This window comes from Bradyrhizobium sp. 62 (assembly GCF_023073035.1).
In the GTDB taxonomy this organism is placed as follows: domain Bacteria; phylum Pseudomonadota; class Alphaproteobacteria; order Rhizobiales; family Xanthobacteraceae; genus Bradyrhizobium.
The window spans coordinates 1,204,481-1,218,584 of the sequence record NZ_JADPIT010000015.1 but is presented as its reverse complement, the minus strand read 5'-3'; the positions used below and the strand labels follow the sequence as shown (position 1 = coordinate 1,218,584).

Annotated in this window: 14 protein-coding genes and 1 tRNA gene; 12 read left to right on the top strand and 3 right to left on the bottom strand. The window is 62.3% G+C overall.

Annotated features, from left to right (window positions below):
- Positions 1 to 639, bottom strand: a 639-nt coding sequence (locus IVB47_RS16380) for a LysR family transcriptional regulator (RefSeq protein ID WP_247462623.1), incomplete at its 3' end; no start/stop codon positions are given.
- A gap of 95 nt (positions 640 to 734) precedes the next feature.
- Between IVB47_RS16380 and IVB47_RS16375 the strand changes: the two genes are divergently transcribed.
- The 9 genes from IVB47_RS16375 to IVB47_RS16335 all read left to right on the top strand — a co-directional run bounded on the left by IVB47_RS16375 (position 735) and on the right by IVB47_RS16335 (position 9,574).
- Complete coding sequence (locus IVB47_RS16375) at positions 735 to 1,709, top strand: nitronate monooxygenase (protein ID WP_247462621.1); 975 nt, start codon at positions 735 to 737, stop codon at positions 1,707 to 1,709.
- Between the two features lie 17 nt (positions 1,710 to 1,726).
- The gene (locus IVB47_RS16370; protein ID WP_247462620.1) at positions 1,727 to 2,803 is read left to right on the top strand and encodes a nitronate monooxygenase family protein; all 1,077 of its coding nucleotides are present in this window, start codon (positions 1,727 to 1,729) and stop codon (positions 2,801 to 2,803) included.
- Positions 2,804 to 2,879: 76 nt separating this feature from the next.
- A complete protein-coding gene (gene gatC / locus IVB47_RS16365) occupies positions 2,880 to 3,167 on the top strand; it encodes an Asp-tRNA(Asn)/Glu-tRNA(Gln) amidotransferase subunit GatC (RefSeq protein WP_007603335.1) in 288 nt (95 codons plus the stop codon).
- A 79-nt stretch (positions 3,168 to 3,246) separates the two neighbouring features.
- A complete protein-coding gene (locus tag IVB47_RS16360; protein ID WP_007611210.1) occupies positions 3,247 to 3,459 on the top strand; it encodes a hypothetical protein in 213 nt (70 codons plus the stop codon).
- Positions 3,456 to 4,931 carry an Asp-tRNA(Asn)/Glu-tRNA(Gln) amidotransferase subunit GatA gene (gene gatA, locus IVB47_RS16355; RefSeq protein ID WP_247286790.1) on the top strand — a complete coding sequence of 492 codons (1,476 nt, stop codon included), beginning with the start codon at positions 3,456 to 3,458 and terminating at the stop codon, positions 4,929 to 4,931. Before IVB47_RS16360 ends, gatA begins: the two co-directional genes overlap by 4 nt.
- Entirely contained in the window at positions 4,922 to 5,227 is a 306-nt protein-coding gene (locus IVB47_RS16350; protein ID WP_247462618.1) for a hypothetical protein, read from the top strand. Before gatA ends, IVB47_RS16350 begins: the two co-directional genes overlap by 10 nt.
- Positions 5,224 to 6,120 carry an FkbM family methyltransferase gene (locus tag IVB47_RS16345; protein WP_247462616.1) on the top strand — a complete coding sequence of 299 codons (897 nt, stop codon included), beginning with the start codon at positions 5,224 to 5,226 and terminating at the stop codon, positions 6,118 to 6,120. The genes IVB47_RS16350 and IVB47_RS16345 overlap by 4 nt, the downstream gene beginning before the upstream one ends.
- The gene (gene gatB / locus IVB47_RS16340) at positions 6,117 to 7,601 is read left to right on the top strand and encodes an Asp-tRNA(Asn)/Glu-tRNA(Gln) amidotransferase subunit GatB (protein WP_247397160.1); all 1,485 of its coding nucleotides are present in this window, start codon (positions 6,117 to 6,119) and stop codon (positions 7,599 to 7,601) included. The genes IVB47_RS16345 and gatB overlap by 4 nt, the downstream gene beginning before the upstream one ends.
- A gap of 1,706 nt (positions 7,602 to 9,307) precedes the next feature.
- The gene (locus IVB47_RS16335; RefSeq protein ID WP_007611206.1) at positions 9,308 to 9,574 is read left to right on the top strand and encodes a hypothetical protein; all 267 of its coding nucleotides are present in this window, start codon (positions 9,308 to 9,310) and stop codon (positions 9,572 to 9,574) included.
- A 148-nt stretch (positions 9,575 to 9,722) separates the two neighbouring features.
- Here the strand turns inward: IVB47_RS16335 and IVB47_RS16330 are convergent.
- Together IVB47_RS16330 and IVB47_RS16325 are read right to left on the bottom strand one after the other, a co-directional pair.
- Positions 9,723 to 9,815, bottom strand: a tRNA-Ser gene (locus IVB47_RS16330).
- Between the two features lie 589 nt (positions 9,816 to 10,404).
- Complete coding sequence (locus IVB47_RS16325) at positions 10,405 to 10,779, bottom strand: hypothetical protein (RefSeq protein ID WP_247462614.1); 375 nt, start codon at positions 10,777 to 10,779, stop codon at positions 10,405 to 10,407.
- Here IVB47_RS16325 and IVB47_RS35540 point away from each other — a divergent pair.
- The 3 genes from IVB47_RS35540 to IVB47_RS16310 all read left to right on the top strand — a co-directional run.
- Positions 10,704 to 12,521: a tetratricopeptide repeat protein gene (locus tag IVB47_RS35540; protein WP_346730799.1), complete on the top strand. Its 1,818-nt coding sequence runs from the start codon at positions 10,704 to 10,706 to the stop codon at positions 12,519 to 12,521. The two genes, IVB47_RS16325 and IVB47_RS35540, sit on opposite strands and share 76 nt — an antisense overlap.
- The gene (locus tag IVB47_RS16315) at positions 12,461 to 13,066 is read left to right on the top strand and encodes a hypothetical protein (RefSeq protein ID WP_247462610.1); all 606 of its coding nucleotides are present in this window, start codon (positions 12,461 to 12,463) and stop codon (positions 13,064 to 13,066) included. Before IVB47_RS35540 ends, IVB47_RS16315 begins: the two co-directional genes overlap by 61 nt.
- 507 nt (positions 13,067 to 13,573) lie before the next feature.
- Positions 13,574 to 14,104, top strand: a 531-nt coding sequence (locus IVB47_RS16310) for a porin (RefSeq protein ID WP_247462608.1), incomplete at its 3' end; no start/stop codon positions are given.

Genomic DNA, 14,104 nt, shown 5'->3' with positions numbered 1-14,104 from the left:
CGACGGCCAGCCGAACTCGACAAAGATCTGTTCCAGCCGCTGCCGGTAGGTGCAGCCGGTGCGGAACGTCAGCGCGGTCGGGCCGGATTCCGGCGTCCCGGCGCGCAGCTCGGCGAGCGTGGCCCAGCGCCGCGCGCTCACCAGCACCAGCTCTTCGCGGAACGCGCTTGTCGTGGTGAGATCTGCATGCGCGATCGGACCTGCGACGAAGGCGCCGTCGAGCGTGCCTTCGAGCACGCAAGCGACGAGGTCGGCTGTGGGCGCGGTGCGCAGGCTCAGCCGCACGGCGGGAAAGCGGCGATGAAAATCAGCCAGCAGCGGCGGCAGCCGCACGGCCGCGGTCGTTTCCATCGAGCCGATCGCGAGCGGTCCCTTGGGCTCGCCGTCGTCGCAGGCAGCGAGCACGGCCTCGCGCGCTAATGCGGACATCCGTTGCGCGTAGGGCAAAAGGCGCTTGCCCGCGCCGGTCAGGGTCATGCCGCGGCTATGTCGTTCGAACAGCGGCGTACCGATCTCCGCCTCCAGCGCCTTCACGCGCTGGGTGACGTTCGACTGCACCGTGTTGAGCTCTTCGGCCGCGCGGGTGATGCCCCCGGTGCGGGCGACGGCGGCGAAGGTCTGGATGTCGCTGAGTTCCATGGCGTCGTTTCGCTTTTGTGATGGTAGCGTTCGTTAGAATTCAATTTTAGAGAATGGTATTCTGGACTAATGTTCGTGTCGAGAGCGGAGGAGCCATGCCGATCACCACGCCGCTGACCCAGCTCCTGGGGATCAAGCATCCGATCCTGCTGGCTCCCATGGACACGATCGCCGGCAGCCGGCTGACGCGGGCTGTCAGCGAGGCCGGCGGCTTCGGGATCCTGGGTGGTGGCTACGGCGATCAGGAGCGGCTCGAGGCCGAGACCAGGCAGCTGATCGGCTTTGCGTCGTTCGGTATCGGCTTCATCACCTGGAGCCTGGCAAAACAACCAAAACTTCTCGACATCGCGCTCGCTGCCAATCCGCAAGCGATCATGCTGTCATTCGGCGATCCCGCACCATTTGCAGCGCGCATCAAGGCGTGCGGGGCGCGCTTGATCTGCCAGGTGCAGAGCGAGGACATGGCGAAGCAGGCGCTCGACGCCGGTGCGGACATCCTGATCGCGCAGGGGACCGAAGCCGGGGGCCATGGCGCATCGCGCACCACCGTCGACATCGTGCCTGCGATCGTCGATTTCGCGGCCGGCCGCGTGCCGGTGGTTGCCGCCGGCGGAATTGCCGATGGTCGCGGGCTCGCGGCGATGATGATGCTGGGCGCCTCCGGGGTGCTGATCGGCACGCGCTTCTATGCGAGCGTGGAGGCCAATGGTGCGGAGGAAGCCAAGCAGCGCATTCGCGACGCTGATCCCAATGACACGGCGCGCGGCGTCATCGTCGACTGGTCGCGCAGCCTGTTCTGGCCGGCGCCGTTCACCGCGCGAACGCTGGTCAACGATCATATCAGGCGCTGGACCGGCCGCGAGGTCGAGCTGCTGCAGCGCGCCGCCGAGGTGACCGTCGACTATGCCGCGGCAAGGGCAGCGGGCAATTTTGAGGTCGCCGCGGTCTTTGCCGGTGAGGCTGTCGGCCTGATCCATGATATTCCGTCCGCCGCCGAAATCGTCGAACGGATCGCGACCGAGGCCGAGCAATTGCTAGCCGGTCGGCGTAATTCCAGCGTGTCCGCCTAAACTGCGAGAGAACAACCATGTGGCCGAACCGTCGACTGATTGACCTCTTCAAGACCGAATTCCCGATCGTGCTGGCGCCGATGGCTGGCGTGATGGACGCGGAGCTGGTGATCGCCGTTGCGCAAGGCGGGGGGCTCGGCTCGCTGCCGAGCGCGATGCTGTCGCCGGACAAGGCGCGCGAGCAGGTCAACATCATCCGGCAGCGGGTCTCCGCGCCGGTGAACATGAATTTCTTCTGCCACACACCGGTCGAGCTCGCGGCCGAGGCGGAGGCGCGCTGGAAGCAGCGCCTCGCGGGCTACTACCGTGAGCATGGCCTCGATCCCGCCGGACCCATCAATGCCGCGAACCGCGCGCCGTTCGACGCCGGCTTCTGCGCGGTGGTGGAGGAGCTGAAGCCGGAGATCGTCAGCTTCCATTTCGGCCTGCCGGAGGCCGCGCTGCTCAAGCGGGTCAAAGCGGCAGGATGTCTCGTCATCTCCTCGGCGACCACGGTGAGGGAAGCGATCTGGCTCGAGCAGCACGGCGCTGACGCGGTGATCGCACAAGGTGCGGAGGCCGGCGGCCATCGCGGCATGTTCCTGACCGACAAGATCTCGGAACAGCCCGGCACCTTTGCGCTGGTGCCGCAGGTGGTCGATGCGGTGAAGGTCCCGGTGATTGCGGCTGGCGGCGTTGCGGATGGCCGCGGCATCGCGGCGGCGTTCGCGCTCGGCGCGGCAGGCGTGCAGATCGGAAGTGCCTATCTGCGCTGTCCGGAATCCAAGGTCAGTGCGGCGGCCCGCGCGGCGCTCGCCGAAGGGCGGGATGATTCCACCGTCATCACCAATGTCATGACGGGGCGCCCGGCGCGCGGCGTCCAGAACCGCCTGATGCGCGAGGCCGGCCCGATTTCGCCGGACGCACCGCCATTTCCTCATGCCGCAACGGCGCTGGGACCGCTGAAGGCGGCTGCCGAAAAGCAGGGCACGGTGGATTTCACCAACCTCTGGGCCGGGCAGGCCATCGCCCTGGGCCGCGAGGTCCCGGCGGCTGAACTGACCCGCGATCTCGCCAAATCGGCCCTGGCCCGCCTGAAAGCTCTCGCCGGATAGATCCCGCCGCCGGTTGCGGCGCAAAAGCGGCCTCTGCTATACGGCACATAGGTTTTGCCGTGAGAGGCCTTATATAATGTCCGTCGACGCCGCTACCGTCCGCCGCATCGCGCATCTGGCGCGCATTGCGGTTTCCGAGGGCGAGGTTCCGCATCTGCAGGGCGAGCTCAACGCCATGCTCGCCTTTGTCGAGCAGCTCTCGGAGGTCAATGTCGAGGGTGTGGAGCCCATGACCTCGGTCACCCCGATGCAGATGAAGAAGCGGCAGGATTTGGTCAATGACGGCGAGATCGCCGACGATATCGTTGCCAACGCGCCCGCGACCGAAGGTCACTTCTTCCTGGTGCCGAAGGTTGTTGAGTAATTTACGTAGCGTTTTCGAGCGAAGTGGAAGCCGGTTCGCGTAAAGAAAACGCGTCAAAAGAGTCTCAGGACGAAGTCCGATGTGCATGCTTTGCGACGACGAGAAGGCCTATCAGGCCTACATGAACTATCTCGACAAGATGGAGCGGCAGGGCAAGGCTGCCGACCCCAACGTCGCGGTGAATGCCGTGCTCGACGAGATCGAAGCGGCTGCGAAAGCGGCCGCCAAAAAAGACGACCCGGCCAACGACAAGTCCCTGTCTCCGTTCTTCTGCAGCCCGATCAATAAATGACCGATTTGACATCGCTGACGCTCGCCGAGGCCCGCAAGGGCCTCGCGGCCAAGACTTTCACGTCCCTCGAGCTGACCGACGCGCATCTGAACGCGATCGAAGCCGCGCGCGTGCTCAATGCTTTCGTCATGGAGACCCCGGACCAGGCGCGGTCCATGGCGCGCGAAGCGGACGCCAGGATCGGGAAGGGCGATGCGGGGCCGCTCGCCGGCATTCCGCTCGGCATCAAGGACCTGTTCGCGACCAAGGGCGTGCGCACCACGGCGTGCTCGAAAATCCTCGGGAATTTCGTGCCGACTTACGAGTCCACCATCACCTCGCAGCTCTGGCGCGACGGCGCGGTGATGCTGGGCAAGCTCAACAATGACGAGTTCGCGATGGGCTCGTCGAACGAGACCTCGTGCTTCGGCCCGGTCGGCAATCCCTGGCGGCGCGACGGGAGCAACACGACGCTGGTGCCGGGCGGCTCGTCCGGCGGCTCGGCCTCCGCCGTGGCGGCGCTGCTGTGCATGGGCGCAACCGCGACCGACACCGGCGGCTCGATCCGCCAGCCGGCGGCGTTCACCGCAACCGTCGGCATCAAGCCGACCTATGGCCGCTGCTCGCGTTGGGGCATCGTCGCCTTTGCGTCCTCGCTCGACCAGGCCGGTCCGATCGCGCGCAGCACGCGCGATGCCGCGATGCTGCTGCGCTCGATGGCCGGCCACGATCCGAAGGACACGACCTCGGTCGACATGGCCGTGCCGGACTACGAGGCTGCGATCGGCAAGTCCGTGAAGGGCATGAAGATCGGCATTCCCAGGGAATACCGTCTCGACGGCATGCCGGCCGAGATCGAAAAGCTTTGGGAAGCGGGTGCGGCCTGGCTGAAAGCGGCCGGCGCCGAACTCGTTGAAGTGTCACTGCCGCACACCAAATACGCCTTGCCGGCCTATTACATCGTTGCGCCGGCGGAGGCGTCCTCCAACCTCGCGCGCTACGACGGCGTGCGCTACGGCCTGCGCGAGCAGGGCCGGAACATCAACGAACTCTACGAGAACACCCGCGCCGAAGGGTTTGGCGCGGAGGTGAAGCGCCGCGTCATGATCGGCACCTACGTGCTCTCGGCCGGCTATTACGACGCCTATTATTTGCGCGCCCAGAAGGTGCGTACGCTGATCAAGAAGGACTTTGAGGACTGCTTCGCCAAGGGCGTCGACGCGATCCTGACGCCGGCGACGCCGTCGGCGGCCTTCGGCATCGGCGAAAAGGGTGGGGCGGACCCCGTCGAGATGTACCTCAACGACATCTTCACGGTGACCGTGAACATGGCGGGCCTGCCGGGCATCGCCGTGCCGGCCGGCAAGGACGCGCAGGGCCTGCCGCTCGGCTTGCAGTTGATCGGCCGACCTTTCGACGAGGAGACGCTGTTCTCGCTCGGCGAGGTGATCGAGCAGGCCGCCGGCCGTTTCACGCCGGCGAAATGGTGGTGAACATGGCGGCGTATATCGGCAGCCTCGACGGCGCCGCGCCGCTCCCGGATCTCAGCGCGCCGCTCGCCGGCTTGTGGTGGGCCGCCAAGGGCGACTGGGACCAGGCGCACAGAATCGTCCAGGACGAGAGCAGCCGCGAGGCCGCCTGGGTGCACGCCTATCTGCACCGGGTCGAGGGCGACCTCGGCAATGCCGGCTATTGGTACCGCCAGGCCGGCCAGCCCGTGGCCACGGATTCGCTTGAAGCAGAATGGCAGCGCATCGTCGATGCGCTGGGTGGGAGTGCATCCACATGAGCGAGCCTGGTTTCACGAGTCCGAAAGCGAAGCCGGAGGATTTATTCGGCCGCTTTCGCGAGATCGTTTCCGATCCGCTCAACCTCCTGATCGAACGCGTCCCGATGGCAGGCCTCGTCGAAGGCGACCAAGTCTATCTGCATAACGGCCTGAAGGTTCCGGGCATCGGGCCCGGAGCCTATTACGGCCCTTTCAGCAGTGTGCTCATCATCAATCGCGGCGTCCACGAGCCGCTGGAAGAATATGTCTTCCAGGAATTGCTGAAGCGGCTCGGCGAGGTGCCGTCCATGATCGAGCTCGGCGCCTATTGGGGCCACTATTCGATGTGGCTCAAGAAGGCGCGGCCCAAGGCGGAGGTCATTCTGGTCGAGCCGGATCCCGCATGTCTCAAGACCGGTCAGGATAATTTCGCGCGCAATGGTTTGCGAGCCGAGTTCGTCAAGGCCTTCGTCGGCAAGGGCAAATTCGAGGTCGACGCCTTCTTCAGGGACAGGAAGATCAAGCATCTCGACATATTGCATGCCGATATCCAGGCCTTCGAGGTCGAGATGCTGCAGGGCGCGGAGAGCGTGCTTGCCAAGCGCCGCGTCGATTATCTCTTCATCGCAACCCATTCGCAGGCCCTCCATTACGAAGTCGTCGATCGTCTCAAGGCGCACGGCTACCGCGTCGAGATCTCCAGCGATTTCGAGGAGCAGAGCACGTCGTTCGACGGCTTCGTGTTCGCCTCCTCGCCGGAAGTCGACGCGCTGTTCGGAGCGATCGAGGTGATGGGCCGCCGCGAGATCGCGCTGCGCCAGCCGGCCGAGGTGCTTCGGTCGCTCAACGGACTTCTCGAAGCCGGTGAAGCGCGAGCGGCCAAGGGACCAATGAAGGAACCAGTGAAGCCATGAACGCACCTGCCGCACCCCACAAGCTTCTCAAGGGCTCAACCGGTGACTGGGAGATGGTCATCGGCCTGGAGGTCCATGCTCAGGTGACGTCGAACGCGAAGCTGTTCTCCGGCGCCTCCACCGCGTTCGGCGGCGAACCGAATTCGCATGTGTCGCTGGTCGACGCGGCGATGCCGGGCATGCTGCCGGTCATCAACGAGGAATGCGTCAGACAGGCTGTCCGGACCGGGCTCGGGCTGAACGCGCAGATCAATCTGCGCTCGGTGTTCGACCGCAAGAACTATTTCTATCCGGACTCGCCGCAGGGCTACCAGATCAGCCAGTACAAGTCGCCGATCGTCGGCGAAGGCGAGGTCGTGGTCGAACTCGATGGCGGCAAGACCGCCACGATCGGCATCGAGCGGCTGCATCTGGAACAGGATGCCGGCAAATTGCTGCACGATCAGTCCCCGACCATGTCCTATGTCGACCTCAACCGCTGTGGCGTGGCGCTGATGGAGATCGTCTCCAAACCCGACATCCGCGATGCCGAGCAGGCCAAGGCCTATGTGACCAAGCTGCGCTCGATCCTGCGCTATCTCGGCACCTGCGACGGCGACATGGAGAAGGGATCCCTGCGCGCCGACGTCAACGTCTCCGTGCGCAAGCCGGGCGCGCCGCTCGGCACCCGCTGCGAGATCAAGAACATGAACTCGATCAATTTCATCGGCCAGGCGATCGAGTACGAGGCCAGGCGCCAGATCGAAATCCTCGAGGACGGCGGCGCGATCGACCAGGAGACCCGGCTCTATGACCCCAACAAGGGCGAGACGCGGTCGATGCGGTCCAAGGAGGAGGCGCACGACTATCGCTACTTCCCCGATCCCGACCTGCTGCCGCTGGAGTTCTCGCAAAGCTTCGTCGACGAGCTGAAGGCTGAGCTGCCCGAGTTGCCGGACCAGAAGAAGACGCGCTTCGTCGCGGATCTCGGCCTGTCGTCCTACGACGCCAGCGTGCTGGTCGCCGAGCGCGAGAGCGCGGTGTTCTACGAGACCGTGCTGGAAAAGCTCGCCAACCGCGCGCGCGACGGCAAGGTCGCCGCCAACTGGGTGATCAACGAGCTGTTCGGTCGTCTCAACAAGGAAGGCCGGGATATTACGGACTCTCCGGTCGATGCCGCACAGCTCTCAGGGATCATCGACCTGATCGGCGAGGGTACGATCTCCGGCAAGATCGCCAAGGATCTGTTCGAGATCGTCTGGCAGGAGGGCGGCGATCCCCGCGCGCTGGTCGAAAGCCGCGGCATGAAGCAGGTCACGGATCTTTCGGCGATCGAAAAGGTTGTCGACGACATCATCGCGGCCAATCCCGACAAGGCGGCGCAGGTCAAGGACAAGCCGCAGTCGCTCGGCTGGTTCGTCGGCCAGGTGATGAAGGCATCCGGCGGCAAGGCCAACCCGCAGAGCGTCAACGAGCTGCTCAAATCCAAGCTCGGCATCTGACCTCGCACGTTCGAACCGAGGTGACGGACAGGCGTCGTCACCTCGCTTTCGGTTCGCGATGCGACGCTCGCGCGCATCCTCGGCGACGAACTTCATCCCGATCGAACGCGATACGCCGACCGAATCGCCGTCACGCGATTCGCGCAAAACGGCGACTTGCACACGCTGCGACGAGCGCTCGCGCCGTTAATCATGAAAATATTTTCGTTGCCAAAAGTCGCGACTCAGAGTCCGCGAAGCGCCCTCGCGAGGCGCTTGCGCGATTGGCGCGATAGGTCACTACCGCGATCGTGCGCGATGCGCGCGTGCAGAAAAATACTTGCTGCATAGTGTTTTTCTGCAGTCGCATCTTTTGCGAACGTCGATGCCGCGGGGACTCTCTGCGCTCGCATGCACACGTCGTGCAGTCCGTTTGCATCGTGTTCGCCAGCGCAGGCGCGTTTCGCCGTCAACACTTCTTTAAGCGAGACGCTGTTTTTTTCGTTGTGTTGGTGTATTCGGGATGAGTGTGCACTCGATCCCCGACTGCATGCAGCGATTAAGCCATCTCACACATCGGAGGGCAACATGGCCAAGAAAGCTAAGAAGGCAAAGAAGGCGAAGAAGGCGAAGAGCGCAGTGAAGAAGACTGCGAAGAAGACCCGCAAGGTCGCCAAGAAGAAGTAACTTCGCTTTTTGAAGTTGCCGGCTCCTAGAGAGCCGGCACGTCATCAGCGCCTTCTCGAAGGTTCTGGTCGACGATAGAGGGTGTCGGCGAGACATCAGGTCAACGGTCGGATCGTTCTCTTTCGCGGGTTCGCTCGCCAAAGGCCGGTCCGGCAGAAGAAACAAGTTTTCTTCGTTCGTGCGGTTCTCCGTAAGGGGCTCCGCAATTTCACAAGTGGCCTTCGGGCCAACGTGGAAGCTGGTCCTGACGTGTTCGCCGACGCCCTCGTTCTCATGAGGCCGGGGTATTGCCGGCATTCCCATATCCCCACATTGTTGATCTGATCGCGACGTGGCTGTGCTGCCCTTGAGCAGGCAGGGCTGTTGCATATGCCGTCTCAGCGGTGCCTGAACGAGCGCCTCGTCCTTCGAGACGACGGCTTCGCGGCCTCCTCAGGATGAGGCTCAGCTGCATCCATCTGCAATGATGTTGCCGCATACTCGTACCTCATCCTGAGGGCCCGCCGCAGGCGGGCGTCTCGAAGGATGGCCGCAGTCGAGCTTCCAGCTACATGTTTCTTCATAGGCGCGCCCTGCTTGAACAGGGAGGCTGCGGCGCAATTGCACGCTGTTCGCGCGCCGCTTCTCATTCGCGGTGTCATCGCCCGGCTCCGACCGGGATCCAGTACGCCGCAGCTTCTCGTGGGACCATTGCTGTCTCTGGAATACCGGTGACGAGAGCGGAGGGGACACCACTGCACGCCCGTCACCGTGCGCGATGGTTATCGTTCTCCCAAAATCCCAAGGTAAACCGAATCTGACGAATTGCAGAAGTGCCTGCAAAACAGGGGCTTCTTGCATTTGTCGTGCGCGCCTGGGGCGGGCGCGTTTACGTCTGCTTCATCGCGATACTTAAACTGCCATTCAAATTTGCCCGCCATCATTACCTCAACAAGCCGGCAAACGGCACGGGCAACAAGCCTCGGGGATGAGTTGAACAGTTGATCGGACGGGAGCCGCGCTCGGGGGACGAGGCGGCATAAGAAAAAAGGGGATGCGTTATGTTTCAGGGTACTTTCGATCTGGAGACCGCGACGCCGATCGACGCAGGCGCGCTGTCGGACGTGCTGTTCGAGCGCGGCCTGTATTGGGCGAGCGGACGCTCCGGTCTCGTCGATCTCGTCGCCGCGCACAAATGGTTCAACCTCGCCGCGCTCAAGGGCCGCAAGGACGCCGTGACGCTGCGCCAGGAAGTCGCCGGGCAGATGTCGGACGCGGACATCTCGGCCGCGCAGCGCGAGGCGAGGGCGTGGGTCTCCGCCCACTGAGCGGAGAATCTCGTCTTGGTTTCACAGGTGAAGCTGATTTGTGCTCAATCAGGTTCCCTCGTGGTCCGCCAACCGGATTCGGAGCGGCACGAGGGCACCGTCGCGTGTCAGGTGAGGGAACGCACAGATCTCGGATTCCGCCGCGGGGTGGCGGAGAGGGAGGGATTCGAACCCTCGATACAGCTTGAGACCGTATGACGCTTTAGCAAAGCGTTGCCTTCAGCCACTCGGCCACCTCTCCGGTGCGAGCCTTATGCATCTAATTACTTGGGCTGGTCAATTTGGAAGCGTGTGTTTTTGCTCGAATATTCCCAGCGAATTCCGAAACCAAGCGGTTTGCTCTCCGCGCGAGAACGCAACGCCGCGATAACGGACACAAAGCTGGAGGTTCTGGCGCCCGTATTTAGAGCGGTTCTGGCGCGGACAAAGGCTCCCTTCATCCACATAAACGATTGATTTTGCTTTCAAATTGGATCGGATGGCCCGCGCGTGGGACGATTGCCTTCGTCGCCGACCGCCTCCATCAAGTGATTCATTTGCAAGTGATTGATTTCATTGTCTCTCTCCGCCATTCGCCACAAGCTATGGAGCGGTGATTGCCCTCAGATCGGCCGACGGGGTCCCGTGTCAGGCTGCGGGAAGGGCGCTCTTACTATTAGTCGGGGTAACTCGCTCGCCGGCTGAGGAGCTACCCCGTCGCGCCGGAGGTCGCCGCAATCTAGGAGAGCCTGTCCTGGCGCGATTGCTCTTTCGGTTGGAACCGCGCCCTCGAGACCAAAGCGGGGAAGGGCTGCCGGGCTACGCCGCTACGTTCTCATGCCGCTACGGTCTCATCTTGCAATGTCGGGACCGATGGTATGATTGACCGACGTCCCGAGGGAGGAATGGACTTGGCGGGTGAACTGCAGACCAAATTTCGACGTGCTGTCGAAGCCTTTCACGCCCATGATTTGGTCAAAGCGGAAAGAATACTGCAGCAGATCGCAAAATCCGCCAGGAACATCTTCGAAGTCGAACATCTCCTGGGTGTGGTGAAGCTCGTGCAAGGCCGATTTGCGGACGCCGAGATGCATCTCAGGGCGGCCGTGGCCCTGAACGGAAGCAGCGACGAGGCCCTCAGCAATTATGGATATGCGCTCAAAGCGCTGAACCGACCTCAGGAAGCCCTGGCCTATTTCACGCGCGCATTGGCGGTCCCCTTTCATATCACAACAGAGGTACGATCCTTGCCGAGTTCGCGAGAAGCTATGGCGAAGCGATTGAGCAATTCGACAAGGCGACATTCTACAACCCGAACTTTGCCGATGCCTACGCAAGCAAGGGCGGCTGCCTTGAAAAGCTCAGACGTTTCGAGGATGCCCTCATCGCCTACGACAAGGCGTTGTCGATCAGGCCTGACCTGGAGACTGCATGGCTTGGTCGAGGCAATGCACTCCGGAATCTCAGGCGGTACGACGACGCATTTGCCACGTACGACCAGGCGCTGTCGGCCGGGCCGGATGGCCCGAGTGCATGGGTTGGCCGAGGTGAAGTTCTCACCGATCTCAAGCGCCACGACGAGGCGCTGGCCGCGTACGACAAGGCGATCTTGATCAAGCCCGATCTCGAGAGCGCGTGGGTTGCCCGGGGGCATGTTTTCTGGAGCCTGAAGCGCTACGACGAAGCCTCGGCAGCCTATGACAGGGCGCTCTCGATCAAGTCCGACCTGGAGAACGCGTGGCTTGGTCGGGGCAACGTGTCCTTCGATCTCAAGCGCCTTGACGAGGCGTTGGCTGCCTATGACAGGGCGTTGTCGATCCGCCCTGATCTGGCGGAAGCCTGGCTTGGCCGCGGCAATGTTCTCACCGAGCTCAAGCGCCGTGACGATGCACTCGCTGCGTACGACCGGGCGCTGTCGATCAAGCCTGATCTCGCCGAGGCGTGGCTTGGTCGCGGCAACGTGGGGTGGGGGCTGAAGCGCTACGAGGAGGCTCTTGCCGCGTATGACAAGGCGCTCGCGATCAAGGCTGACATCGAGGGGGCCTGGATTGGCCGTGGCAATGTCTTTACCGAGCTCGGGCGCTATGACGAAGCCTTCATCGCCTTCGACAAGGCGGTGTCGATCAGGCCTGACCTCGAGGGTATCGAGGGTTTGCGTCTTCTTGCGAAGATGAACCTTTGCAATTGGGACAATCTGGACGAAGAGATCGGCCAGTTGACGGCAGCAATACGGCTCGGGAAGGCCAATAGCTCTCCTTTTGCTTTGCTGTCCCTGACGGATTCTCCCGATGATCAGCTCAGCTGCGCCAGAACCTGGGTCAGCGCAAAGCTCCCGCATGTCTCCAGAACGAGGTCGGAGGGTGAAGTCCGTCGTCACGACAAGATCCGGGTCGGATATGTTTCACCCGATTTTCGCAAGCATCCGGTCGGGTATCTCACTGCCGAGATCTTCGAGAGTCACGATCCCGACCGCTTTGAGACGTATGCGTTTTCGATCGGTCCTGACGACAACAGCGATCTGCGCAGGCGGCTCGAAAAGTCGTTTCATCGCTTTGTCGATTGCGAGCACAAGCTCGACGGTGAAGTCCTGAAAGCGATCGAGGATGCGCAGATCGATATCCTTGTCGATCTTGCAGGCCATACGCACAATGCCAGGCTGTCGTTGTTTGCCTCCAGTCCGGCTCCGATCGTCGTCAACTATCTCGGGTTCGCGGGAACGTTGGGGGCAGGGAGCTCTTCCATTACATCATTGCCGATCCAATCGTGCTGCCAGATCAAAACAGCCAGTTCTTCGACGAGAAGGTCGTTCGTTTGCCCGGCAGCTTTATGCCGCGTGATAATCACGTCGGGACAATCGAGGATGCTGCGCCCGATCGGGCCGATCACGATTTGCGGCAGGAATGGACTGTGTTTTGCTGCTTCAACAATGCCTACAAGATCAATCCGGCTGTCTTTGGCTCCTGGATGAATATCTTGAAGAGCGTGGACCAGTCGGTCTTGTGGCTGTCCGACGTGGGCGAGATCGCAAAATCGAATCTGCGGAAGGAAGCCAAGGGCCGGGGCGTCGATCCGGATCGCCTGGTGTTTGCTAGGCGCGTTGCGTCTTCATCCGAACATCTGGCGCGCCATCGCCTCGCCGACCTCTTCCTGGATACGCTGCCCTACAACGCACATACGACGGCCAGCGATGCGTTGTGGGCTGGTCTGCCGGTGGTGACCCATATCGGGAATAGTTTCGCCGGTCGCGTGGCGGCGAGCTTGCTGAGCGCTGTCGGCCTGCCTGAGCTGATCAGGCGAACGCGTGCGGATTATGAAGCACTCGCGATCGAGCTGGCGCTTGATAAACAGAAGCTGGCGGATATTCGCCGAAGGCTGCAAGGGAGCCACCTGACCGCATCACTGTTTGATGCCGCGCTCTACGCCAAGCGGCTGGAGACAGCTTTCGAGGCTATGTATCAACGACATCAGGACGGCTTGGCGCCGGATCATATCGAAGTTCCAGCGCGCGGATGAGGATGACGATCGCAGCCGCTTAATGGTCAGGCCAGCCAGTTCGCGAAAGGGTGGCCCGCGCCGAGTCCTTAGGTTGATTCCACGATTCGACCGGCTCAGACCCACAGCAGAGCGTCTCCGCGGATGTGGCTGGCCCTTGCCGGAACTTTTGACGGCAATGAAACCTGTTGAAAAAACACAGCAGATTCAAAGTGTTACAAAGTCGTTCTGATCACATCTGCGTGTTATTTGTGCAACACCCATCGGAAAACACGCTCCATCGGCCGGTTCTGAAGCGTTCTGTTGTTGTGTGTGCAAGGGCGTTCGGTAATTGTGACTGAGCGACGGAGGGGGGCATCCCGAGGTCGTCCCGTCTTAGGTGGTTCGCTTAAGTCCCTCGCGTTCAGCGGGTGTGTCCGAAGGCGCGAAGCGACTAAGCGGTGAATTTAAGGGACAAGGGAACCAACCTTAGGGTGTCTTCACCCAGCGGATCCGGAACCTTCCCTATGGCAAACTTGGAGGTTTAACATGAAGTTGGTTAAGAGCCTTTTGCTCGGTTCCGCAGCGGGTCTGATCGCTGTCGGCGGAGCGCAGGCAGCCGATCTCCCCGTGAAGGCCAAAGCGGTCGAATACGTGAAGATCTGCTCCCTGTACGGTGCGGGTTTCTACTACATCCCCGGCACGGACACCTGCATCAAGCTGGGTGGTTATCTGCGCGCTGAAGTCGCGCTGAACACCAACTCGGACTACAGCGGTCAGTTCACCGGCAATAACGGTTCCCGCAACCGTCTGACGAACTACTACACCATGCGCGCTCGTGAAGATCTCAACATCGACACGCGCACCGCGACCGAGTACGGCGTTGTCCGTACCTTCTTCGACGGCGTGTTCTCCTGGACGACCGGCAACTACAACGGCACCGGCAGCGCGACTGGCACGACCGCCTACAGCAGCACGCTGGCCCTCAACACCTCGGGTGCGGCCCCGGCTCTCGTCGGTTCCTCGATCAACGGAAACGACGGCGGCACCTCGGGCGGCTCGCTCGGCGTGTACTACGCC